At 69.0% G+C, this 24,428-nt stretch carries 20 protein-coding genes; 9 read left to right on the forward strand and 11 right to left on the reverse strand.

Annotation, left to right across the window (positions count from 1 at the left end; genetic code table 11):
* Positions 1–106 precede the first annotated feature (106 nt).
* Complete coding sequence (gene lexA, locus FEK34_RS08740; RefSeq protein WP_171048098.1) at positions 107–841, reverse strand: transcriptional repressor LexA; 735 nt, start codon at positions 839–841, stop codon at positions 107–109.
* Between the two features lie 289 nt (positions 842–1,130).
* On the opposite strand from lexA, the gene FEK34_RS08745 reads away from it, so the two are divergent.
* The 3 genes from FEK34_RS08745 to nrdR all read left to right on the forward strand — a co-directional run bounded on the left by FEK34_RS08745 (position 1,131) and on the right by nrdR (position 3,979).
* Positions 1,131–1,652, forward strand: coding sequence for a hypothetical protein (locus tag FEK34_RS08745; protein ID WP_138447315.1), 522 nt, complete (start codon positions 1,131–1,133; stop codon positions 1,650–1,652).
* 391 nt (positions 1,653–2,043) lie between these two features.
* Complete coding sequence (locus FEK34_RS08750) at positions 2,044–3,300, forward strand: hypothetical protein (RefSeq protein WP_138447316.1); 1,257 nt, start codon at positions 2,044–2,046, stop codon at positions 3,298–3,300.
* A gap of 208 nt (positions 3,301–3,508) precedes the next feature.
* A complete protein-coding gene (gene nrdR / locus FEK34_RS08755; RefSeq protein WP_036538050.1) occupies positions 3,509–3,979 on the forward strand; it encodes a transcriptional regulator NrdR in 471 nt (156 codons plus the stop codon).
* A gap of 12 nt (positions 3,980–3,991) precedes the next feature.
* Here nrdR and FEK34_RS08760 read toward each other — a convergent pair whose 3' ends face one another.
* Positions 3,992–4,222 (reverse strand): hypothetical protein, encoded by a 231-nt coding sequence (locus tag FEK34_RS08760; protein WP_171048099.1) that lies wholly within the window; start codon positions 4,220–4,222, stop codon positions 3,992–3,994.
* 209 nt (positions 4,223–4,431) lie between these two features.
* Positions 4,432–8,616 (reverse strand): ATP-dependent RNA helicase HrpA, encoded by a 4,185-nt coding sequence (hrpA, locus tag FEK34_RS08765; protein WP_138447318.1) that lies wholly within the window; start codon positions 8,614–8,616, stop codon positions 4,432–4,434.
* Between the two features lie 374 nt (positions 8,617–8,990).
* Between hrpA and FEK34_RS08770 the strand changes: the two genes are divergently transcribed.
* The 3 genes from FEK34_RS08770 (at position 8,991) to FEK34_RS08780 (ending at position 11,715) form a co-directional block, all read left to right on the forward strand.
* Positions 8,991–9,644: a Pr6Pr family membrane protein gene (locus tag FEK34_RS08770; RefSeq protein ID WP_138447319.1), complete on the forward strand. Its 654-nt coding sequence runs from the start codon at positions 8,991–8,993 to the stop codon at positions 9,642–9,644.
* Positions 9,644–10,867, forward strand: a complete 1,224-nt coding sequence (locus FEK34_RS08775) for an aspartate aminotransferase family protein (RefSeq protein ID WP_138447320.1) — start codon at positions 9,644–9,646, stop codon at positions 10,865–10,867. Before FEK34_RS08770 ends, FEK34_RS08775 begins: the two co-directional genes overlap by 1 nt.
* Positions 10,868–11,085: 218 nt before the next feature.
* A complete protein-coding gene (locus FEK34_RS08780) occupies positions 11,086–11,715 on the forward strand; it encodes a DUF5134 domain-containing protein (RefSeq protein ID WP_171048100.1) in 630 nt (209 codons plus the stop codon).
* Positions 11,716–11,733: 18 nt separating this feature from the next.
* On the opposite strand, the gene FEK34_RS08785 is transcribed toward FEK34_RS08780, so the two are convergent.
* From FEK34_RS08785 to FEK34_RS08795, 3 genes are all read right to left on the reverse strand, one after another.
* Positions 11,734–12,408: a PhzF family phenazine biosynthesis protein gene (locus FEK34_RS08785; RefSeq protein WP_138447322.1), complete on the reverse strand. Its 675-nt coding sequence runs from the start codon at positions 12,406–12,408 to the stop codon at positions 11,734–11,736.
* Positions 12,409–12,547: 139 nt separating this feature from the next.
* Complete coding sequence (locus FEK34_RS08790) at positions 12,548–13,087, reverse strand: carboxymuconolactone decarboxylase family protein (protein WP_138447323.1); 540 nt, start codon at positions 13,085–13,087, stop codon at positions 12,548–12,550.
* 9 nt (positions 13,088–13,096) lie between these two features.
* Positions 13,097–13,684 carry a peroxiredoxin gene (locus tag FEK34_RS08795; protein ID WP_036538064.1) on the reverse strand — a complete coding sequence of 196 codons (588 nt, stop codon included), beginning with the start codon at positions 13,682–13,684 and terminating at the stop codon, positions 13,097–13,099.
* Positions 13,685–13,814: 130 nt separating this feature from the next.
* Between FEK34_RS08795 and FEK34_RS08800 the strand changes: the two genes are divergently transcribed.
* A complete protein-coding gene (locus tag FEK34_RS08800) occupies positions 13,815–14,723 on the forward strand; it encodes a hydrogen peroxide-inducible genes activator (RefSeq protein ID WP_138447324.1) in 909 nt (302 codons plus the stop codon).
* 55 nt (positions 14,724–14,778) lie between these two features.
* On the opposite strand, the gene speD is transcribed toward FEK34_RS08800, so the two are convergent.
* The 4 genes from speD to FEK34_RS08820 all read right to left on the reverse strand — a co-directional run bounded on the left by speD (position 14,779) and on the right by FEK34_RS08820 (position 20,707).
* A complete protein-coding gene (gene speD / locus FEK34_RS08805) occupies positions 14,779–15,987 on the reverse strand; it encodes an adenosylmethionine decarboxylase (protein ID WP_138447325.1) in 1,209 nt (402 codons plus the stop codon).
* 10 nt (positions 15,988–15,997) lie between these two features.
* A complete protein-coding gene (locus tag FEK34_RS08810) occupies positions 15,998–17,110 on the reverse strand; it encodes a type III PLP-dependent enzyme (RefSeq protein ID WP_138447326.1) in 1,113 nt (370 codons plus the stop codon).
* A 99-nt stretch (positions 17,111–17,209) separates the two neighbouring features.
* Positions 17,210–19,708: a DEAD/DEAH box helicase gene (locus FEK34_RS08815; RefSeq protein WP_138447327.1), complete on the reverse strand. Its 2,499-nt coding sequence runs from the start codon at positions 19,706–19,708 to the stop codon at positions 17,210–17,212.
* A 42-nt stretch (positions 19,709–19,750) separates the two neighbouring features.
* A complete protein-coding gene (locus FEK34_RS08820; protein ID WP_138447328.1) occupies positions 19,751–20,707 on the reverse strand; it encodes a PAC2 family protein in 957 nt (318 codons plus the stop codon).
* Between the two features lie 250 nt (positions 20,708–20,957).
* On the opposite strand from FEK34_RS08820, the gene FEK34_RS08825 reads away from it, so the two are divergent.
* Positions 20,958–21,686: a DUF5642 family protein gene (locus tag FEK34_RS08825; RefSeq protein ID WP_349292419.1), complete on the forward strand. Its 729-nt coding sequence runs from the start codon at positions 20,958–20,960 to the stop codon at positions 21,684–21,686.
* Between the two features lie 650 nt (positions 21,687–22,336).
* The gene (locus tag FEK34_RS08830; protein WP_249358934.1) at positions 22,337–23,416 is read left to right on the forward strand and encodes a DUF4192 domain-containing protein; all 1,080 of its coding nucleotides are present in this window, start codon (positions 22,337–22,339) and stop codon (positions 23,414–23,416) included.
* Between the two features lie 29 nt (positions 23,417–23,445).
* On the opposite strand, the gene galE is transcribed toward FEK34_RS08830, so the two are convergent.
* Positions 23,446–24,426, reverse strand: coding sequence for a UDP-glucose 4-epimerase GalE (gene galE, locus FEK34_RS08835; RefSeq protein ID WP_138447330.1), 981 nt, complete (start codon positions 24,424–24,426; stop codon positions 23,446–23,448).
* Positions 24,427–24,428 lie beyond the last annotated feature (2 nt).

The raw sequence follows: 24,428 nt of genomic DNA on the forward strand, positions 1-24,428 counted from the left end.
TTCGAGCCATAACTGGCGTACCAGACCAGCCCCGGGCTGCCGGCATCCGTGCTCCCGACGGCCGCGTCGATCATCACGCGCCCGCCGGGACCCTGATCATCGCGACTCAGATCTTGCGGATGACGGTGACGACCTTGCCGAGGATCTGGGCGTCGTTACCGGGGATGGGCTCGAAATGCGGGTTGTGCGGCATCAGCCACACGTCCTTGCCGGTGCGCTTGAACGTCTTCACCGTGGCCTCGCCCTCGATCATGGCTGCGACGATATCGCCGTTCTCGGCGACATTCTGCTGGCGGACCACCACCCAGTCGCCGTCGCAGATGGCCGCGTCGACCATGGACTCGCCGACCACCTTCAGCAGGAACAGCGATCCGTCGCCGACCAGTTCCTTGGGCAGCGGGAAAACGTCTTCCACGGCTTGCTCGGCCAGGATCGGGCCACCGGCGGCGATCCGGCCCAGCACGGGAACGAAGGTCGGTACCGGACGATCGGCGTCGGCTGCGAGGTCGTCGCCGGTGGTCTCCGCGCCCACCGCCGACAGGCTGGTCACGGCGCGCACGGCTTCGTCGAGGCCCCGGACGTCCACCGCACGCGGACGGTTCGGATCGCGACGCAGATAGCCCTTGCGTTCCAGAGTGCGTAACTGATGCGCCACCGAGGAGGTGGAGGTGAGTCCGACCGCGTCGCCGATCTCGCGGATGCTGGGCGGGTAACCGCGCTCGCTCACCGAAGTGCGGATCACCTCCAGCACCTTCCGCTGACGCACGGTGAGATCCGTTGCGGTCCCGGCTGTTTCGGTGCCGAGACCGCTCCCGTCGCCCGTGCCGTCTGTCTGGCTCACCGTTGCCGCCCTTTCGTGTCGGTGCCCGGCTCGACCGCGCCGTACCGGGAGTCGATGTCGTCCTCCGAATCTAGTCCGGTCGGCGCGATGTATCAAACATCTGTTCGAGCATGTCCGGCGTTTCTACTGACTTTGTCGGTGCGCCGTGGTAGAAATCGAACATCAGTTCTTCGAACATGTGATCGAATGAGGGTCGAGGCGGACGGTGAGTCCGCAGGTAGGGCGGCCGGGCGCCGCGAGGTGCGGCCTATGACAGCAACGACGGGGTATCACCACGGAGGTTTGTCCGATGAGCACAGCGATCAGCGATATCGACACGGTGGCGAGCGGGTCCGTGGCGCCGGCAGCGCGGCGCGACCTCGTTCCCGATACCGGCGATGAAGCGCAAGCAACCCCGAGGCGGTCGCAGCCCGGGGCCGTCGAAGACGGGGCCGGCGGGCGCGAGTCCGTTGCTGTCCGCGTCCGCCCGGCCCGGGGCGCCCTGCGCACTCGGCAGGCGATCCACCGGCCTGCCGAACGGCGCCCGCGCGGCGCCGGACCGCGAGCGGGAGTGGTGCGCTACGACTCTCGGCCCATCCGGCTCGCTCCCGCTGGATATCCGGCGGACTCCGCACAACGGGTCGAGCAGGCCCAGGTCGGGTTCGCGGTGCTGGCGATCTCCGCTCTGCTGAGCGCGCTGGTGGTGACGGCGCTGATCGGCATCGCGCACCTACGGGCGGAGTCCGTTGCCCCGCAGCAGCATCCGCAGGGCCCTGCCATCGTCGAACCGGCGCTCCTGCCGGACGGTGTTCCGGCCGATGCGCCGCGCTGAAGGCTGCGCATCGCGCCAAATGCGCCTCGCCCGCGACTGCGACCATGCCGAGCGCGCGAACGCTCGTGGCCGCGACCCGCTCCGATCCACCCGCCTCGCCGCTGCTCGGAGCTGGTGAGCACGTCGATATCGGCCTCCGACGCCGAAGGGTTCACCACGTGGACGCTGTGTTGGCATCGACAGCGCCGAGCGCCGTGGCTGGCGCCGGTGCAGTTCGGGTGTGTGCTGGCGAGGCAGCGCCGTGTGAACAGACCGGCTCACGATGTCATGTGATGGCATCGAAGAACGGTCACGACGGGTGGCCGAATATGTTGATCGTCAACTGAAACACGTTGCTACTGTGCTGAACACCTGATCCAGGCAACGCTGCCGACAACCGAACCGGGACCGCATGACGCATCAGCACACCGCCGGAGTTCGTTTCCGGTTCCTCGCCAGGACCGCAGTCGTCCTCATCTGCACGGTGTTCGTGCTCGCCGCGCTTCCGGCCGCGCAGGCGGCGCCGGCCTATGCGGCCTACCTCGATCTGCCGGCCGCCAACGATGACGGCTCCGGTGCCGGTGGCCTGAATCCCGCGCTGCCACTGGACGCGACTGCCCTGCGCACCGCACTCGACCAGGCCAGGGCCGACGGCATCGCACCCGATCGCTACGCGACCCTGCTGCACCAGTACTGGCTTGTCGTCGCGACCGACAACGCGGACATCGAGCTCGCGGCCTGGGATCCGAGCCGCGGCCCGGCCGCGGGCGAGCGAATCTTCAACCAGGTTTACGTCAACTACCTGCGCCTGGCCTCGCAGCATCCGGAATTCTGGTGGGCCGCGCTGGCCGGAATCGCGGGCGGCTCCTTCGCTTCCGGCTACTTCGACATGAGCGATGTCGGCCGGATGGTGGACCTCCCCGCCATCCACCAGCTCGGCAACGCCGTCGCCGACCTGCTGCGTCACACCCCCGAGGAGCTGGTGCGGGGATTACCCGCCGATATCCATCTGCTCGCCACCGAAGGCCCGCGCCTGACGGCCGATGACCTGGTCTGGTACCAGATCCGGCTGATGACCATGCAGAAGCACATCTTCGTCGACCTGGTGCCGATGCACGAGGCCTACCTCGCCGAAGGACTGGCGGGCATCGAGGAGATGCACCGGGCCGGAATCCTCGATGACGGCCTGCGCACCGCCTGGCATTCGGTGGCGTCGGGGACCCGCGCCGGATTCGTCGACGCGCTGATCCGGATGACCGACCGCGAACAGAACCATGTGGTCGCCGACCAGTGGGACGTCACCGCTACCGGGCGTGGCTCGATGGGGCGTGTGCTCACCTACGTCAGCACCGTCGCCGGAAAGGCGGGCGTTCCCGGGGTGCGTGCTCCCGGCGTCTTCGGGCCCGCCACCGTCACCGTCGCGGCCGGTGGCCGCACGCTGGCTCTGCGCACGCCGCTGCCGAACTGGAACTGGGCCGACCGTGACGCCCGCTGGGCCTACATCACCGGCGACCTGGTGCCGCGCCATATCGACATGAAGTCCGACCCGTCCCTGGCGGCCGCGGTCCTGGCCGAGCCATTCTGGGACAAGCTGGCGCGCGGGCGCCTGCTCCAGCGTCTGCCCGATGTCCTCGCCGATATGACCAGCCAGTGGCAGCTGAGCGGCTGACGCCGATAACCATCCGGTGCGCTCCTGGGGTGAGCAGCACCGAGGCGAACCCCACGCGGGTATTCTCGAAGTGCTGTGCGGGTATACCGGAGTTCACCACGGGTGTACCCGCCGCCGGGCACCGTCCCGGCCCATGCGCTCGCCGGATGGCAGGCCCCGATCGGCCGTCGATCCGGACGCGAGCGTACGCATCGACGAAGGATCTCGGATGCACTGCCCGTACTGCCGGCACCCTGACTCCCGGGTGGTCGACTCGCGCGAGGCCGATGAAGGCGCGGCGATCCGCCGCAGACGTTCCTGTCCGGAATGCGGGCGGCGCTTCACCACGGTCGAAACCGCGATCCTGTCCGTGGTCAAACGCAGCGGCGTCACCGAACCGTTCAGCCGGGAAAAGGTCATCCGCGGGGTGCGCCGCGCCTGCCAGGGCCGCGAGGTCGACGACGACGCGCTGAACCTGCTCGCCCAGCAGGTGGAGGACACCGTCCGGGCCAAGGGGTCGCCGGAGGTTCCGAGCCATGAGGTCGGACTGGCCATCCTCGGTCCGCTGCGCGATCTCGATGAAGTGGCGTACCTGCGGTTCGCCTCGGTCTACCGCTCCTTCACCTCGGCCGAGGATTTCGAACGCGAGATCCAGGGCATGCGCCAGGCGCGCGCCGCGTCCGTCGGCTCCGGCGACTGAGCCTCACGCCGCTCAGAGGCAGATGCCCGGCGGGCAGGAGCAGCCGAAGCTGCCCATGGCCTGGCCCGGGCAGATCGTCACCGAACCGGAGCCGACGAGGCTCGCGAGCGGGCGCAGCCACATGGTGAGGTTCGACGGCGAGGCCACCGGTGCCGGCGCTTCCGCAGCCGCGGGCCCGGCGCCCAGCGTGGTCGCGAGCATGAGACCTGCCCCGATTCCGATGCCGGCGAGAGCTTTTCGCATGGTCACCACTTCCTCATGACACATCACCCGGCTGATCGGGTGGGAGCGGCGCGGCGGCGGGTGTGCCCTCCGCCGACCGCGGGACACCGATCACGCTAGACCGCCCGGAGCCACTGGGCGCGCCCCGTAATCCGCCGCCACGAATTCATGGGGCACGACACCGGCGGCCGGAAACCGCACACGTGAATACGGCTGTCCGGGCTTCGCACCTAACGGCGGATGGCGCCGATCGCCTTCTGGATTCGCTTGGCCGACACCGGATAGGGCGTGCCGAGCTTCTGCGCGAACAAGCTGACCCGCAGCTCCTCGATCATCCACCAGATCTCGACCACCTCCGGCGCGTGCCTGCGCGGTTCGGGCAACCCGGCCAGTAGCCGGTCGTAGGCCGCGAGCACGGTGTCCACCTCGGCCATCGCCTGCCGGTCGCGCACCGCCGAACCGGGTAGCGCCTCCAGCCGAACCACCGCGGCCTGGAGATAGCGCGGCAGTTCACGCAGTCGCGCGCTGCCCCATTCGGAGATGAATCCGTCGAACACCAGATCCGCGAGCTGCGTGCGCACATCGTCGGCGATGTCGTCGTCGGTGGCGTTGGTCAAGGCCGTCGACACGCGGTGCGCCTGCGTGAGCACCGGCACCACCAGACGCACCATCCGCGCGGCCGCACCGGCCAGCTCCGGCCGGACCTTCGCGACCAGCGCCTCGAACTGTTCCGGGCTGCGCACCGGTCCACCGGCTGCGGCGATGAGTTCGTCGGCGGCGGCCGCCCGGCAATCGGCGACCAGCGCGTCCAGCGAACCGTAGGGGTTCTGGCTCAGCACCAGGCGGTCGGCGGGGGACAGGCCGGCGGTGACCGTGCGCAGCGAGGTCGGTATGGCACGCAGGACCAGCTCCCTGGTGCCGGCCCGCATGGCGGTGGCTTGCTCGGCGGGTGAGCTCAGCACCCGCACCGCGACACCCTCGTCCTCGGGGACCAGCGCCGGATACCCGGTGATGGTCTGCCCGGCGACCTCCCGCTTCACCGTCGCCGGCACCGTGCCCAGCGATTCGGCGGTCCACACGACCGCCGGGGCGCGCTCGGCGCCCGCGGTGGCGCGGGCGACCGATTCCGACACCTGTTCCGACAGCCGGGTTTTCAGCCGGGCCAGGTTCTTGTCGCGGGCCAGGACCGTGCCGTCGGTGTCGACGGCGGCGAAGGTCATCCGCAGATGGTCGGGCAATGCCGACGGGTCCAGATCACTCGGTGCGATCGGCACCGACCCCAGCCGCGACAGCTCCCGGGCCAGCCCGGTGCGCAGCGGTTCGGCCCGCGGGGTCAGCGCCGCCAGCGCCGCCGCGGCGAAATCGGGTGCTGGTACCACCGCGCGGCGCAGGTTCTTGGGCAGCGTCTTGATCAACGCCGTCGCCAGCTCCTCGCGCATGCCGGGCACCAGCCAGTCGAATCCCATGGCCCGGACGTGCGCCAGCTGCGCGACCGGGATCCGTGCGGTGACGCCGTCATCGTCATTGCCGGGCTCGAACTGATAGGTGAGCGGGAAACTCAGCTCGCCCTGGCGCCAGGCGTCCGGGAAATCGGTCGGGTCCAGTGGTGCCGCGCCCTCGTTGACGACGGTGTCAGCGGTGAAATCCAGCAGCGTGGGATCGGTGCGCTTCGCGGTACGCCACCAGCTGTCGAAATGCCGGACCGAGACGACGTCGGCGGGCACCCGCCGGTCATAGAACTCGAACAGCACTTCGTCGTCGACCAGGATGTCGCGGCGGCGCGCGCGATGTTCGAGATCGGCGACGTCGTCGAGCAGTTCACGGTTGCGATGGAAGAACTCGTGATGGGTCTGCCATTCCCCCTGTACCAGGGCGTGGCGCAGGAACAGCTCACGCGAGACGACCGGGTCGATGCGGCTGTAATCGACGGGGCGGCGCGTCACCAGGGGGACGCCGTAGAGGGTGACGCGTTCGTAGGCGCGGGCGACACCGCGCTTGGACGACCAATGCGGTTCGGAATAGGTGCGTTTGACCAGATCGCCGGCCAGGCGTTCGGCCCATTCCGGTTCCACCCGCGCGGCCATGCGGCCCCACAGCCGCGAGGTCTCCACCAGTTCGGCGGCCATCACCCAGAGCGGCGGTTTCTTCGCCAGCGACGAGCCGGGGAAAATCATGAACTTCGCGCCGCGCGCACCGAGGAACTCGCGCGATTCGGCCTCCCGGACGCCGATATGCGACAGCATGCCCGCCAGCAGCGCCTGGTGGATCGCGGTCACATCCCAGGGGAGCGTGTCATCATCGCTGATGACGGCAGCCTTCGCCGGTGTGCCCGATGCCTTGCCGCGCCCCTCTGTCTTCGCCGCGCGCGGCGGTTCGGCCGCATGGGCGCTGCCGTCGCTGTGCGCCGACCAGCCCAGACCCTTGGTGATGGTGCGCAGCTGCCCGTGCAGATCCTGCCATTCGCGAATGCGCAGATAGTGCAGGAACTCCTCGCGGCACATGCGCCGGAACTGATTGGACGACAACGATTTACGTTGCACCGACAGGTAGTCCCACAGGCGCAGGTACGCCAGGAAGTCGGAATTCTCGACGACGAACCGCGCGTGCTTGGTGTCGGCGGCCTGCTGCTGATCGGCCGGCCGTTCGCGCACATCCTGAATCGACAACGCCGCCACGATGATCAGCACCTCGGCCAGACAGCCGTCGCGATGGGCCTGCACCAGCATCCGCGCCATCCGCGGATCCACCGGCAGGCGCGCCATCTCCCGGCCGATCGGCGTCAACGCCAGGCCGCCGTCGTCCTCGGTTCGGCGACGCGATCCACGTCCGCGTCCCCGCGATCGGTCCGCACGCGCGGCCGATCCGGCGGGCTCGCCGGCGTCGGCGGGCTCGGTGCCGCTGTCGGCAAGTTCGGCGGGCTCGGTGCCATCGGTTGCTGCGGGGCGGCCGCTGCCCGCGGGCGCGGCCCGGCGGGCGATTGCCCCCAACTCCTCGAGCAGTGCGATGCCGTCGCGGATCGCCCGCGAATCCGGCGGCTCCACGAACGGGAACTTCTCGATGTCACCGAGGCCGAGCGCGGTCATCTGCAGGATGACCGCCGCCAGATTCGTGCGCAGAATCTCCGGATCGGTGAACAGCGGACGTGATTCGAAATCGTCCTCGGAATACAGCCGGATGCAGATGCCGTCGGCCACACGCCCGCAGCGCCCGGACCGCTGACGCGCCGAGGCCTGCGAGATCGGCTCGATCGGCAGCCGCTGCACCTTCGTGCGCATCGAATACCGCGAAATCCGTGCGGTGCCGGGATCGACGACGTAGCGGATGCCAGGGACTGTCAGAGACGTCTCGGCGACATTGGTGGCCAGCACGACACGGCGGCCGGTGTGCGGGGCGAAGACGCGATGCTGCTCGGCCGCCGACAGCCGCGCATACAGCGGCAGGATCTCGGTGCGCGGCAGTTTCAGCTCACGCAGGGCGTCGGCGGCATCGCGGATTTCGCGTTCACCGGACAGGAACACCAGCACATCGCCGTCGCCCTCGGCGAACAGCTCGGTCACCGCGTCACCGATGGCGTCGACGGGATCGCGGTCCAGGACGCGGTCCTCGTCGTCCTCGTCGGCGGCGGGCACCGGCAGCGCCAGCGGCCGATACCGGATCTCCACCGGGTACGACCGGCCCGACACCTCGACGATGGGTGCCGGTGTCCCGGCGGCGTCGGCGAAATGGCGGGCGAACAGTTCCGGATCGATGGTGGCGGAGGTGATGATCACCTTCAGGTCGGGCCGGCGCGGCAGCAACTGTTTGAGATAGCCGAGCAGGAAATCGATGTTGAGGCTGCGTTCGTGCGCCTCGTCGATGATGATCGTGTCGTAGTTGCGCAGCAGCCGGTCGCGTTGGATCTCGGCGAGCAGGATGCCGTCGGTCATCAGCTTGACCAGGGTGTGTTCGGCGGCCTGATCGGTGAAGCGGACGGTGTATCCGACGGCGTCGCCCAGTTCGGTGCCCAGTTCCTCGGCAATGCGTTCGGCGACCGCGCGGGCGGCGAGCCTGCGCGGCTGGGTGTGGCCGATCATGCCGCGGATACCGCGTCCGAGCTCGAGGCAGATCTTCGGGATCTGCGTGGTCTTGCCCGAACCCGTCTCACCCGCCACGATCACGACCTGGTGGGCGGCGATGGCGGCGGCGATATCGTCGCGGCGGGCGGTGACCGGAAGTTGTTCCGGATACCGGATCTCGGGTACGGCGGACCGCCGGTTCTCGATCCGCGCTTCGGCCACCGCGATCTCGGTCTCGATGCGCCCGAGATCACCGCCGCGTGCGCGGTCGAGCTGCCTGCGCAGCCGGTGCTCGTCGCGGAGGGTGAGGGTGGCCAGGCGGTTGCGAAGCTCACGCGGGGTGGTTGCGGTCCTGGTCATTGCGGCATCCAGCCTAATGGACGCAGTCTGCGGCGGTCCTCCGGTTTTCCGCCCGACGCCAGCCGAACACAGCGGACGGCCAGCTCATCGAGCCGCCGTTTGCGGGTGAGGTGACCGGAGACACACGCGCGGTGGCGGGCATGCCGGCGTCGCAGTTCTCCGGTGAGCCGGGCCGGCGTCTGTGCCAGGTTCCGGCGCGGACATGAGGCGCGATCCACAGGAACCGGAGCAGTGCGAGCTCGGTGGACCGGCACCCGGTGGAACCGATGCCTCAGGGCGAGCGGGCCTCGCGTCGGGGTCCGGCAGGTTGCCGTCGGTGTGCGCGTCCGCGATTCGCCGAGTCGATCGACTGTTCATATGCGACCATCAGGCCCATGATCACCAGCTCGGGTGCACCGGTGTGGGTTCGGGTGCTGCGACTTGCTTTCGGTGTGCTGGGAGTGGTGGCGCTGGCCTGGATTCCGCTGCGCAATCTCGGTGAGTCCGGATTCTCCACCGTCAACTACTTCAGCTACTTCACCATCCAATCCAATGTGCTCGGCGTGGTGGTGCTGCTGGTCGGTGCCCTGTTCGACCCGGCCGATCGCCGGTGGCAGGCGATCCGCGGGGCGAGCGCGCTGTACCTGCTGATCACCGGGGTGGTGTACGCGGTGCTGCTGGCGAACATCGACGTCATGCTCACCGACCGCTGGATCAACGATGTGCTGCACCGGCTGCTGCCGCTGGTGATGGTGCTCGACTGGGTGCTGGTCCCGGTTGCTCTCGGCCTCACCGGCCGTCTGCTCGGAGCGCTGCTGATCTATCCGGCCGTGTACGGCGCGTACACGCTGATCCGCGGCCCCTTCGTGGACTGGTATCCGTACCCCTTCCTCGACCCGCGCGAACAGGGGTATGTGTCGCTGTTCATCGGGCTGGTCGTGCTCACCGGTGTGTTCGCGCTGCTCGCGGTGGCGGTTGTCGCGCTCGGCGGGCTCGCGCGGCGCTGGCAGGATGGACGGCGCACCGCCGTCGAACCGAGGAGCGCCTGATGGGATCACTGTGGCATGGTTTCGCCGATATGGGCGCCGTCGAACGTGACGGCGCCTTTGTCGTCGCGCGGGGCGAGGGAGCCTACATCTGGGACGAAGCCGGCAACCGCTACCTCGACGCCACCGCCGGGTTGTGGTTCGCCAACGTCGGCCACGGTCGCCGCGAGATCGCTGACGCGGTGAGCCGCCAGCTGTCCCAGCTCGCCCACTACTCCAATTTCGGTGATCTCGCCGCGCCCGTCACCCGGGACCTGGCCGAACGGCTGGCCGCCATCGCGCCGGTGCCCGGCAGCAAGATCTTCTTCACCTCCGGCGGATCCGACTCCATCGACACCGCCGCGAAACTGGCCCGCCGCTACTGGCATGAGCTGGGCCGGCCGGGCAAGTCGATCATCGTCGGGCGCCGGCTCGCATATCACGGCATGCATGTCGCCGGCACCGCCCTGTCGGGCCTTGCGCCGAACCGGGAAGGGTACGGCGAGCTGATGGCCGACGCCCGCACCGTCGAATGGGATGACGCCAAGGCCCTGCTGGCGCTGATCGAGGAGATCGGCGCCGAACGCATCGCGGCGTTCTTCTGCGAGCCGATCATCGGCGCCGGCGGGGTGTATCTGCCGCCCGAGGGCTATCTGAACGAGGTGCGCCGCATCTGCCGAGATCATGACATCCTGTTCGTCGTCGACGAGGTGGTCACCGGCTTCGGCCGGATCGGCGGGTCCTGGTTCGCCTCCACCCGCTTCGGCCTCGAGCCGGATCTGATGACCACCGCCAAGGGATTGACCTCCGGCTATCTGCCGATGGGCGCGGTGTTCATCGCCCCGCGGGTCGCCGAGCCCTTCTTCCGCGGTGGCGTGTGGTGGCGTCACGGCTACACCTACGGCGGTCACGCCGGTTCGGCTGCCGCGGCCATGGCCAATCTCGACATCATCGAACGCGAATCCCTGCTCACCGCGTCCGCGCACCTGGAATCGGCGCTGCACACCCATCTGGCGCCGCTGGCCGCCCATCCCAGGGTCGCCGAGGTCCGCAGCGGGCTCGGCGCCGTCGCCGCCGTCCAGCTGACCGATCCCGCCGAAGCCCCCGCCATGGTGAAAGCGCTGCGTGCCCAAGGGGTTTCCGCGCGCGCCGCCGGTGCGGGCGCCCTTCAGCTGTCCCCGCCGTTCGTCATGATCGACGACCAACTGACCGAGCTCGCCGGCGCCTTCACTCGCGCACTCGGCTGAACCGCGTCCGGCATCGGCCGCAGGTCCGTCTCGAGGTGCCGGCGCAACCGATCCCGCCGACGACGGCCGGGCGGTCCGGCCGAGTCGACGCCGTCCGCATCCGGCGGATCATCAGCTGATCCCGCGTCGCATCCGCGACGAAAGTCCGCCGCATCGCCTGCCGTGATGCGATCATGGACAACGGTGTCCACGGTCGCTGCGGCGAAAGGCGGTGCGGGGTGGCGGAATTCGTGCTCGAATATGCGGCGCTGCGGTGGATGGTGGTCGGTGCGTTCGTCATCGCGGCGGTCGTGGTCCTCGCGCGAGTGATGGCACCGGTGCCCGCGGCTGTCGCGGCAGACGCCTCGCCGGCGCGTGTCGGGTGTTCGGCCGATGCGCACCACCGGGAATCGGATGCGGCCCATCTGATCATGTGCGCGGTCATGCTCGCGATGCTGGTGTTCCCGGTGCATGCGCACGGGCCCGCGATGCGCGGCGTGCTGATCTCGATGACAGTCGCGTTCGCGATGCTGCTCGCGGTGCGGGTGGTCGAATGGCAGGTCGAGGGCCGGGTGCTGCCGGTGGCGCGGGTCGGTGCCCTCGGCTACCACATGGTCGCCGCTGCGGTGATGCTGTACGCCATGTCCGGCCATAGCGCGAGCGACCATAACGCCGGGCCGTCGTCCGCTGCGGTGATCGCGTTGGCGTTGCTGTTCGCTGTCGACGCTGCCGTCCTGCTCGGCTGTGCGGTCACCCGGCGGGACCTACCCTGGCTCGACCATGCCGGTGCGCGGCCCGCCGCACTCGTGCCGCACCTCGTGATGGATCTGGGCACCGCGTACATGTTGATCGCCGCGGTCGCGGGCTGACGCCGGCTCGGACCGCGCTTACAGGTCCACGAACGAATCGGCGACGACGCGCCCGCCCAGGCGCACCCAGCCGTCGGAATCCCATTCGGTGAAGATCTGCGACCCCTGGCCCTGGGTGATCTTCAGGCCGCGCCGCAGCAACGCCGTCAGCGCGACCGCGGCGGCGCCGGTGGCCTCGTCCTCGGCGATCCCCATGGCGGGCGCGAACATCCGCGAGCGCAGCGAACCGCGATGCTCATCGGTCCACGCCCACAGATAGTGCGAACCGTCGGTGAAGTCCGCGGGGTCGACGGCGGCGAGTTCTTCCGGCTGGTCGAGCTGATGGAAGCTGAACGTGGGCGCCCAGGTGCCCCGTGCCCTGATCCACACCAGGCCGTCGGCCAGTTCCACCGGCACCGGTCCCGCCGGGACGTCGAGAGTGTGCACCGGCATGCCGTGCTCGGCCAGCCACCAGCCGGTGCCGACGGAGGGGTGTCCGGCGAAGGGCAGTTCCACGGCGGGGGTGTAGATCCGGACCCGGGCGATCTCGGCGACAGGGTCCTCCACGAAGACCGTCTCGCTGTAGCCGAGGCGGGCCGCGACCGCCTGCCGTTGCGGCTCCGCGACCTCGGTGGCCCGGACGACACCCAGCGGGTTGCCGAATCGCCCCGTCGTATCGGTGAATACCCGCAACACTTCAGCCTGTGTGCCCATGTCAGCCGAGCGTACTCGGCGCACGCGAGACCGTAAGGGGGTGAATGTCGCACATCACAGCAAATATCTGGCAAACATGACCGGACGACGATGGCCCCGGCCACCCGGGGCCGGGGCCATCGAAACGGCGGAATACGGGTCAGACCGCGGCCGTGACCAGCGCCTCGGTGGTCTGCACGGCCTGGCCGACACCGGCCACGATCGCGGCCGCGCGCAGCGCCTCGAAGATCACCTCACGAGAAACACCCTCTTCGCGCAGGGTGTGCTCGTGCGCCTCCAGGCAGTGCTGGCAGCCGTTGATCGAGGACACCGCGAACGACCACAGCTCGAAGTCGGCCTTGTCGACGCCTGGGGAACCGATGATCTGCATCCGCAGACCGGCCCGCAGGTCGTCGTACTTGCCGCCCAGGAACGCCTTGCCGCGATAGAACACATTGTTCATGCCCATGATGGAGGCGGCGCCGAGCGCGGCATTGTAGGCCTCCGCCGACAGGGTGTCCGCGGCCTCTTCGGCGATCTCACGCAGCGTGGTGGCCGAGCGGGTCGCGGCAGCGGTGGCCAGCAGGGTGCCCCACAGCTGCTGCTCGTTCAGCACGGTGGTGCGCGCGATCGAGGACAGGTTGAGCTTGAGGTCCTTCGCGTACTCCGGTAGCGAATTCTTCAGATTGTCGATGCTCATGGTGCTACCTCAGACGCTCGCGGCCAGCAGCTCGCCGGCGTTGATGGTCGGGTCGCCCTTCTTCCAGTTGCAGGCGCACAGCTCGTCGGACTGCAGCGCGTCGAGCACCCGCAGCACCTCGTCGACGTTGCGGCCGACCGAACCCGCGGTGACCGAGACGAACTGGATCTCGTTGTTCGGGTCGACGATGAAGGTGGCGCGGTCGGCGACGCCGTCGGCGTTGAGAACGCCGGTGGCGGTGGCCAGCTCACGCTTGAGGTCCGACAGCATCGGGAAGGGGAGGGTCTTCAGGTCCTCGTGCTGGGCCCGCCACTGGAAGTGCACGAACTCGTTGTCGACGGACACGCCGAGCACCTGCGCGTCGCGGTCGGCGAATTCGTCGTTGAGCTTGCCGAACGCGGCGATCTCGGTGGGGCAGACGAAGGTGAAGTCCTTCGGCCAGAAGAACACGATCCGCCACTTGCCCGCGTGGTCGTCGCTGGTGATCTGAGTGAAGTAGTCGTCTGGCTGCTGAGCGTCGACCTTCGACAGGTCACCGCCGATCACCGCGGTGAGGTTGTACGCCGGGAACTGGTCGCCGATGGTCAGCAGGGCCATGCTCATCTCCTCTTTCATGTCGGAAGCCGGCTGGTCGTGCGACCAGCCGGCGGTGCGAAAAAGCTCATCTGTGATCTTGCCCAACAACCGGTGAAAGGTAAAGGTGATAAGTCGCACTACACTGATAGGCGTGACTGATCAGACTTATCAGCCAACCCTGTCGCAGCTGCGTGCGTTCGTCGCGATCGCCGAGTATCGGCACTTCGGCACGGCTGCGGCCCGGCTCAATGTGAGCCAGCCCACGTTATCGCAGGCGCTGGCCGCGCTCGAACACGGCCTCGGGTTACAGTTGATCGAGCGCAGCACCCGGCGCGTTCTGGTGACCGCCGCCGGAATGCGGCTGCTGCCACAGGCGATGGCGACGTTGGAGGCGGCCGATCGGTTCCTGGCCTCGGCCACCGGTGACGGTCTCGGCGGCACCCTGCGCATGGGCATCATCCCGACCGCTGCCCCCTACATTCTGCCGTCGCTGCTACCCGCTCTGCGGCGCAAGCTGCCCGCGCTGGTGCCGCAGGTGGTCGAGGATCAGACCGCCCGGCTGCTCGAGGGCCTGCGCACCGGTGTCCTGGATGTCGCGGTGCTCGCGCTGCCCACCGAGGCCTCGGGCCTGGTCGAGATCCCGCTGTACACCGAGGAGTTCGTGCTGGTCCTGCCGCGTGAACACGAACTGGCCGGCCGCACCGACATCCAGCCCGCGGCCTTGGACGCGCTGCCGATGCTGCTGCTGGACGAAGGTCACTGCCTGCGCGATCAAACCCTGGAGCTGTGCCGCTCGGCCGACGCCCATCCCGCCACGGTCGGTGACACCCGCGCCGCCTCGCTGACGACGGTGGTGCAGTGTGTGGCGGGTGGGCTCGGCATCACGCTGATCCCGGAGATGGCGGTGGCGGCCGAAACCGCGCGCGGCACACTGGCGACAGCGCGCTTCGCCGATCCGGCGCCCGGCCGGACCCTCGGCATGGTCTACCGCACGTCCACCGCGCGCGCCGACGATTACGCCTATATCGCCGAGATCATCCGCACCCAGCGTCCGGCGTGAACCACCGCCCTCCCCGTCGGCGCCGGATGCGTCTGGGGGAGGGCCGGTCCCGGTCTCAGTTCGCCGCGCGCAGCGCGTACGGTTCGATCGCCCCCCGCATCAGGGCGCGCGCGTCGATGGTGGAGGGGCGGTAGGGGAGAGTGGTGAGGCGGTCGAGCATGCCGGGTACGGGGTCGGCGATCGGGTCGACCAGGCCGAACAGGAACGACCACTCGTGTTCATCGCTGCCGTAGTGCACGACGGTGCCGAAGTTGTCGTGGAAACGCTGCCAGGAGCGTTTCAGGGTGTCGTTGCGCCACATGGTCGCGCAGCCGGCCTGGGCGCTCAGCACGCCGCCGGGAGCCAGTAGGGCGCGACATCGCTGCAGGAATTCGGCCTCGTAGAGCCGGTTGTGCTGGGCGTCTTCGACGCGCTCGTCGGGCAGATCGATGACGATGACGTCGTAGCGCACGCCCTCGGCGGCGGCGCCGGCGAGGAAATCCCAGCCATCGGCGTAATGCACCCGCACCGGGCCCGAACCCTCCACGGCGGCGGCCAATTCGTCGGCGGTGTAGCCGTAGGGCAGATGTTCGGCGCACAACTGCACGGCCTCGCGGTCGATGTCGACGTGGTCGACCCGGGTGGCGCCCGCGGCGACCGACATCTGACTCGCCACGCCCTCGCCGGACCCGATGATGAGCACATTGTCGAGCTTCTCGGCCAGCACGAACGCGGGCACCATCATCGCCTCGTGATAGGTGATCTGGGAGAACTCGGTGGACTGGCGGTCGTTGTCGGAGAACAGGCTGATGCCCTGTTCGGTGCGTGCGATGAGCAGATGCTGGAACTCGGTCCTGGTGTCGAACAGGACGTCCGACAGATCCCAGATCCGGGTCAGGCCGGCGCCCATGGGTTCTTCGACGCGCTGCCCGGCCCGGCCCCTGCGCACGGTCGACATGCGAACTTCCTTGGGCGACAACTCCTCCCGCAGCAACTCCACGGCCTTCTCCGCGCCGTCGCCGATGCTGCCGCAGGTGAACACGTCGACGAAGATGTCACCGGATTCGGGGTAGGTGTGGATCGAGGCATGCGATTCCGACAGCAATGCGAGCACCGTCACGCCCTGCGGGGTGAACTGTTTGCGCACCACATCGCAGATGGTGACGCCGGCACCGACCAGTGACCGGCGCAAGGCCTGGTCGAGTCGTTCCAGGTCGTTGCACAGATCCGCGTCGACCCCGCCGAACTCGGCCAGCACATGCCAACCGGTGAACTCCGCCGTCATGGACACACACTCACTCTCCCTCAGCGCCCACGACATGCACGGTCAAGGGCGGGAAACCATTGAAGGACACCGACGAATAACTCGCGGTATAGGCGCCGGTATCGAGAATCCGGACTCGATCCCCGGCTCGCAACGTGGTCGGCAGAAGGACCCGCGTGCGTTGATACAGTACATCGTCGCCGTCGCAGGTCGGGCCCGCGACCACCGCCTCGTCCACCGGATCGCCGTCGCGGTCGGTGACGAAACGGTAAGCGATGTACTCGTTTTCGGTCTCGGCCAGGCCGTTGTAGCGGCCGATGTCGAGATAGACCCAGCGCCGCCCGTCCGGTGCGGTCCGCACCGCGACCACCTCGCCATGCACCACGCCGGCCGTGGCCACCAGTGCGCGGCCGGGCTCCACCACCAGTTCGGCCGTCTCGGGCAGCAGGTCGACTGCCGCCCGAGCTGTCACGGCGGCGATCTGGTCGATACCGGGCGCGGATTCGGCATAGGAGACCGGAAGACCGCCACCGATATTCACCGTCGATACCGCAATGTCCTTGTCGGACAACGCGTCCACGATCCGCGCCGCCTGCTCGATGCCGATCCGCCAGGCCTGCGGATCGAGCTGCTGGGATCCCACATGGAAGTAGGGACCCGCGACGGTCAGGCCGAGGTCGCGGGCGCGCACCAGCAGCCGCAGCGCCTCGACCGGCGCGCAACCGAACTTGGTGCCGAACGGCGTCTGCGATTGCGGCGCCGCGGCCAGGAACCGGCATTCGACGGCGGAGCCGGGCGCGTGCTCGGCGATGCGCACCAGATCGTCCTCGGTGTCGAAGGCGAACCCGCGCACACCGAGCGCGTACGCGAGCGCGATATCGGCGGCCTTCTTGATCGGATTGCCGTAATAGAGCCGACCCGGGTCGACGCCGAGATCCAGGCACATCCGGATCTCGCCGACACTCGCGACGTCGAACTGCGCGCCTTCGGCATCGAGGACCCGCACCACCTGCGGCACCGGGCACGCCTTCACGGCGAAACGGATCCGGGCCCGCCGACCGGCCCGCAGAAGGGCGGCGTCGAGGGCTCGGTAGTTCTCGCGCACGCGCCCGGGGTCGACGAGCAGGTACGGGGATTCGGGCATCGGTGGATCTTTCGGTCGGGCAGCGGAGCGCAACAGTATCAGCGGCCCCTACCCGGAATCGAATCCGTCAAACCTCGAGTTCCGGTGATCGGTGCCCGGTCAGCCCGCGACCACAGTGACCTCGTCGAATACCACTTCTCCCGCCGCGTCGGACTCGGCCAGATCGACCACACCGACGATCGCCCAGCCGTGATCGCCCGCCGGGTCGTCGAGGGTCTGGCGCACCTGCCAGAAACCTGGCCGGGTCTCGACCCGGAACATCTGCGGACCGCGTGCGTCGGGGCCGGTGCCGATGGTGTCGTACTCGGCGAAATACGGCGCGAGTTCGGTTTCCCAGTCCGGGCCGGTGCCGAGGTCCTCCAGCGCCTGCCAGTTGCGCAGGGCCGCCAACTCCACCCGCCGGAACATCGCGTTGCGGACCAGCACCCGGAAGGCGCGCTCGTTGGCCGAGATCGGCCGGATGGTCTCCGCGCCGAAGGCCAGCTGCTCGGCGTCGGTCTCCGCGCCGGGGTTGGTGAGCTGCTCCCATTCGTCGAGCAGGCTCGAATCCACCTGCCGGATCAGCTCACCCAGCCACTCGGTGATGTCGTCGAGCTCCTCGGTGCGCGCGGACTCGGGCACCGTGCGGCGCAGCGCGCGATAGGCGTCGGCCAGGTAGCGCAGCACGACACCTTCGGAGCGGGCCAGCTCGTAATGAGAGATGAGCTCGGCGAAGGTCATCAACCGTTCCACCATCTCGCGCACCACCGACTTCGGTGACGGCGCGAACTCCGACACCCAGGGATGGCCCGCCCGGTAGGTCTCGAAGGCGGGTTCGATCAGCTCGGCCAGCGGCTTGGGCCAGGTGACCTCTTCGAGCAGCTCCATCCGTTCGTCGTAGTCGATGCCGTCGGCTTTCATCTCCGCGACCGCCTCGCCCCTGGCCTTGTGCTGCTGCGCCATCAGCAGCTGGCGCGGATCCTCGAGCGTCGACTCGATGAGCGAGATCACATCGAGGGTGTAGGTGGGAGATTGATCATCGAGTAGTTCGAACGCGGCCAGCGCGAACGGCGACAGCGGCTGATCGAGCGCGAAATCACGTTGCAGATCCACCGTCAGCCTCGCCATTCGGCCCTTGGCATCGGGTTCGGAAAGCTGTTGCACCACACCGGCATCGCGCAACGCGCGATACAACCGGATCGCGCGCAGGATGTGCTTGCGCTGCGCCGGGCGCGGTTCGTGATTGTCCTCGAGCAGATGCCGCATGGCGTCGAAACAGTTGCCGGGCCGGGCGATCACATTGAGCAGCATCGAATTGGTGACCGCGAAGCGCGACACCATCGGTTCCGGCGGCGCGGCCACCAAGCGGTCGAAGGTCTCCTCGCTCCAGGACACGAAACCTTCCGGCGGCTTACGCCGCTGTACCTTGCGCAGTTTCTTCGGATCGTCGCCGGCCTTGGCCAGCATCCGGGTGTTCTCGACCTCGTGATCGGGCGCCTGCACCACCACTGTGCCCATGGTGTCGTACCCGGCGCGACCGGCGCGCCCGGCGATCTGATGGAACTCGCGGGCCTTGAGCCTGCGGGTGCGTACCCCGTCGTACTTGGTCAGCCCGGTGAGCAGCACGGTGCGGATCGGGACGTTGATGCCGACGCCGAGGGTGTCGGTGCCGCACACCACCTTCAGCAACCCGTCCTGGGCCAGCTTCTCCACCAGCCTGCGATATTTGGGCAGCATTCCGGCGTGATGCACGCCGATGCCGTGGCGGATCAGCCGCGAGAGGGTCTTGCCGAAACCGGCGGAGAACCGGAAGCTGCCCAAAGCCTCGGCGATGGCGTCCTTCTCGGCCCGGCTGGCGAAATTCACGCTGGTGAGCGCCTGCGCGCGCTCGAGAGCGGCGGCCTGGGTGAAATGCACGACATAGACCGGCGCCTGATGGGTGGTGACCAGCTCCTCGAGCGTCTCGGTGATCGGAGTACGCGCGTAGGAGAACGTCAACGGCACCGGGCGCTCGGTCCCGGCGACGACGGCGGTGGAACGCCCGGTGCGCCTGCGCAGATCGGTGGCGAAGAAATCGACCTCGCCCAGCGTCGCCGACATGAGCAGGAACTGGGCGCGCGGCAACTCCAGCAGCGGCACCTGCCAGGCCCATCCGCGATCGGGATCGGCGTAGAAATGGAACTCGTCCATCACCACCTGGCCGATATCGGCGTCCGCGCCCTCGCGCAAGGCCAGATTGGCCAGGATCTCGGCGGTCGCGCAGATGATGGGCGCATCCGGGTTCACCGCCGCGTCGCCGGTGACCATGCCGACGCGTTCGGCACCGAACACCTCGCACAGGGCGAAGAACTTCTCGCTGACCAGCGCCTTGATCGGCGCGGTGTAGTAGGTGCGCTGCCCGCGCGTCAGCGCGAACAGATGCGCACCCACCGCGACCAGCGACTTCCCCGAGCCGGTCGGGGTGGCAAGGATGACGTTGGACTCCGAGGCCAGCTCCAGCAGCGCCTCGTCCTGCGCGGGATACAGCGGCGTCCCCTGCTCGGCCGCCCACGTCCCGAACGACTCGTACAGCGCGTCGGCGTCGGTTCCCGGTATCTCGAGCAGCTCGGTCAGATCCACTCCGACAACCCTACGGGCCGCCGGAGCCGGGACCGATCCAGGTCAGCGCGGGTCGTCCTCGCCGGTGCCGGAGCCGTTGTCGCCGTATCCGCCCTGTTCGGCGAGGAAGCGCTCGAATTCGGCGCCGAGCTCGTCACCGCTGGGCAGCTCACCGTCACCGACCAGCAGACTCGACTGACGTTCCTGCGCGGAGACGAACGTGTCGTACTGGCGCTCGAGGGCGTGCACGACCGTCTCGACCTCGGAATTGCCCGCGATGTGCTCATTGACCTGCTCGCGCACGCGTGCGGCGGCCTCACCGAGCGCGGCCAGCGGAATATCCAGTCCGGCGTTCTCGCAGACGTGCTCGAGCAGCGTCTGCGCGGCCTCCGGATAGGCGGTCTGTGCCAGGTAGTGCGGCACGTGCACCGAGAAGCCGAGCGATTCGTGCCCGTGCTGGGCCATCCGGTATTCCAGCAGCGAGGAGGCGCTGCCCGGCACCTGCAACTCACCCGGCCAGCGCTGGTTGTCCTCGATCAGATCGCGGTTGGACGAATGCGCGGTGATGCCGAGCGGGCGGGTATGCGGGATGGCCATCGGGATGGCGCTCAGGCCGATGCTGCGGCGCACACCCAGCTGCTCGGCCAGCAAACGCACAGCCGTGGTGAACTTCTCCCAGCGCAGGTCCGGTTCCAGACCCGACAGCAGCAGGAACGGGGTGCCCGCGGTGTCGCGCAGCGCCCACAGGTTCAGTTCGGGCTCGGCGTAATCGGCGAAGTGATCGGACTTGAACGTCATCAGCGGCCGCCGCGACCGGTAGTCGAGTAGCTCGTCCACGTCGAACGAGGCAACCAGTTCGCTTTCCAGGCTCTCGCGCAGGTGCGTCGTGGCCAGCCGCACCGCGTGACCGGCATCGGTGAAACCCTCGAGTCCGTGCACCAGGACCGGACCCGAACCGTCGTCGGACGACAGCTGCGGAGCGGGGAACTCCAGTTCGTACATTCGCGACTCGTAGTCCATCGCGTACTCCTTCCTGCGCGGCGCACCCGACGTGCCGACGCCGACGGGCCAGTATCTCGCACCGGTCGCCGCGTCGCGTGGTGTACCACAGTCCATTGTCCCCCATGGGCGATGCACTGCTTCGCGCGCGGGCGGACATCGACCCTTCCGTGGGAGCAACAGCGTCGATGGCACAAGCATTCCCGGGCAACGCACGCGCGACCAGGGTGGTCGGCGTGGCGTGGGCGGGCCGCCAGAGGAGTTTGGCAGAGTGGGGCCTGTGGGCGTGCCGGATTCGACGCACAGATCGTCGCTGGGTCGCGCGGTGGCCGGCGGCGCGCTGGCGGTGGCCGTGCTGCTGAGCGCCGGCTGCGGGTCCGAGATGTCCGGCCGGGCGGTACCCGCCGAGCCGACCGCGGTCAGTCGGCAGGTCGAGAAATCCTTGGCCGACCTGCTCCCCGAGCCCGCGGAATTCCCGGACGGCTACCCGGCCGTGGTGTTGCCCGCCGAGGCCGCCGGACAGGCCGCGGGTGATCTCGACGGTGTCGGGGCAGGCGCGAGCGTTGAGCCTGCCGAATGCACACCGCCCGAGGCTCGTTCGGGAGCCGACGGTCTCGCCGTCGCCGTCGGCACCGACGACGCGGCCCGCGCCACCCTGACCGTCGAACTGACCCGCACCGACACGCCGCTGCTGCGGCTGCGCAATCAGGTGCAGCAGTGCGAAACCATCCGGGTGTCGCGTTCCGGGGCGTCGAGCACGGTGACCACCGAACTGGGACCGGCGCCGCAGGTCGACGCCGACGACGCCATGGCGCTGCGGCGCACGGTGCGGCCAGATGTCGGGGGAGCCGGACTCACCCAGTCGATGAGCACGCTGATCGGGCAGATCGGGGACGTGCGCATCGCGGTGACCTACATGTCGTTCAGCGACAACGAGCCCGATACACAGGCACTGGAGCAGCTGTTCGACGCCGCCGTGAACAAGGTCGCGACCAGCTGAAACGTGGAGTTGTCCACAGGCGGAAGTTATCCACAGGCCGGGTGAAAAGCCCAGGTCGCGTCCCGGTCACCGAATCGGCGATCCGGCAGGCTGCACCCATGACGACTCCCGCGACACCCACCGACCCCACCGGGCGCGAGCAGGCCGCCCTCACCCGCGCCGCGCGCCCCTCCCCGCCGCCCGGCGATTCCGAACCAGCGTGTGCGCGTATCCGTGCAGGCGGAATGCGCAGATCACCCGCCCGCGCAGGCCGTTCGGGAAGCTGCGGGGCCTGCCGAGTCGGTGCCGCCGAGCGGCCGAACGGAGGTTGCGGCGGCGGGAGCGGACCGGGCCCGGTCGAGCTCGGGCCGGTAGTCCTTGCATCGAGCGCAGGCGCCTCATCCGGCCCGATCGAGTCGGTCGGCGCCACGGCAGAGGGGCTGGACGGGCCGTGGGCACCGTGGTTCGGCTCCGCCGAGTCGAGGCCGGGGACCGGCACACTGTGCGGCGGTTCTGGCGGTTCCGAGGTCGGGATTCTGAGCTGCGCCGACGGTGCGAATGCCGACGGTGACGCAGCTGCGCGAGGCTCCGAGCCCGGAGCTGAACGCGGGAACAGCAGCGCGGGCGACACTGCCGAGGACCTCACGCATCCCGAGGGCGACGTGATCGATATGCGGCTCGGGGAGATCAGGCTGGCCGAACCGGGGGAGTTCCTGGCCGGCATACCGGCGATTCTCGGGTTCGTGCCGGTGCGCTCACTGGTAGTGGCGGTGTTGCGGGCGGCGCCGCGCGATCCGGATAGCGCGTTGATCGATGTGGTGGCGCGCTTCGACCTGGTGTCCACGCCGGTCGGCACCGGGGCTCGGACGCTGGCGGCCACCGTGGCCGAGGTGTGTGACCAGCACGGCGTGGTCGGTGTGCTGGCAAGTGTCGTCGATGACCGCCGTTGCGAACCCGAGCCGGGCATAGCCGGCCGCGATGGGCTGGTCACGGCACTGGCGGCACAGTTGGAGGCGCGGTCGATACCGCTGTGCGGTGCGTGGGCCGTGCAGGCGATCGCGGCCGGGCACGGGTGGTGGAGCGTGCTCGGTGCGGACCGCCGTGGGGTGGTACCCGATCCGGCCGCCTCACCGATCACATTGAGCCACGTGCTCGACGGCAAGCAGATCCGCCGGTCACGATCGGAACTGATCGCGGCGGTGTCGGTCGACCCCGCGATGCGTGAACGGGTCTGCGCCGAAATGGGTTCGGCGCTCGCGCGAGCCCACCAGCGATTCGCCGACGCGGCCGGCGGCGGCGACCGGATCGGCTACAGCCGGCGGGCGGCGCAATACCTGCTGTGGCAGATCGCGAACGTGGAATCCGGGGTGCGGCTGTCGGCGGCCGAGCTCGCGGAATCGGCTGCGGCGCTGCGGGATAAACACGCGCGCGACGCCATGTTCGCCCTCGCGGGCACCGATCACGCCGGTGCCGCCGAACAACTGTGGGCGATGCTGACGCGCGGCCTGCCCGACACCGACCGCGCCGAAGCCGCCACTTTGCTCGGCTATTGCGCCTACGCCCGCGGTGACGGGCCGTTCGCCGGTATCGCGTTCGCGGCGGCGCTGGACGCCGACCCCGAACACCCGATGGCAGCGTTGCTCGACGCCGCGCTCACGTCAGGGATGGAGCCGCAGCGGTTGCAGCGGCTGATCACCTGCGGTCGCGAAGCGGCCGTCGATCTCGGCATCGATCTCGGCCAATCATGGTGATCCGCCGGCGAGTGCGCCCGGGGGCCGGGCTATTTCGCGCTGTGGGCGCGTGGGCCCAGGTCCCGCAGGAAGTTCCAGGCGTCGGTGACGATCTCGTCGAGATCGTTGTGTGCGGGACGCCAGCCGAGCTCGGCGACCGCGCGATCGCTGGAGGCGATGAGCACGGCCGGATCGCCCGCGCGCCGCGGCGAATCCTTGGCGGCGATGGGCAGCCCGGTGACCCGCTCACAGGCCGAGATCACTTCGCGCACCGAGAACCCGGTGCCGCTACCGAGGTTGAACACCCGGTGAGTGCCCGGCTCGGCCGACCGGAGAGCGAGCAGATGGGCGTCGGCCAGATCGCGGATGTGGATGTAGTCCCTGATGGCGGTGCCGTCGGGGGTGGGCCAGTCGGTGCCGAAGACCGCGATGGATTCACGATGACCGGCCGCGACCTGCAGTACCAGCGGAATGAGGTGGGTCTCCACCACGCGGTTCTCACCGAGCCCGCCGTAAGCACCCGCGACGTTGAAATACCGCAGGCTGGTGGCCGCGAGACCGTGCGCGACGGCGTACGAGGTGATGGCATGGTCGATCGCCAGCTTCGAGGCGCCGTAGGGGTTGGTCGGCCGGGTCGGCGCGTCTTCGGTGATCGGCACCTGTTCGGGCTCGCCGTACACCGCTGCGGTGGAGGAGAACACCAGACGCGGCGTGCCGGTGCGGCGCATAGCCTCCAGCAGCTCCAGCGTTTTCACCACATTGCCGTGCCAGTACTTCTCCGGCTGCTGCACCGACTCGCCCACCAGCGACTGGGCCGCGAAATGCAGGACGCCGTCGAATTTTTCGGACGCCAGCAGGCCGGGCGCGGCCTCGGCGATATCGCCCTCGACGAACCGCGCGTCGCCGGGCACACCGTCGGCGTTACCCGTGGACAGATCGTCGAGGACGACCACCTCGTGACCGTCCTCGATGAGGACCTGCGCGCACACCCCACCGACATACCCGGCACCGCCGGTGACCAGAAGTTTCACCG

The organism is Nocardia cyriacigeorgica, from assembly GCF_005863245.1.
GTDB lineage: Bacteria > Actinomycetota > Actinomycetes > Mycobacteriales > Mycobacteriaceae > Nocardia > Nocardia cyriacigeorgica_C.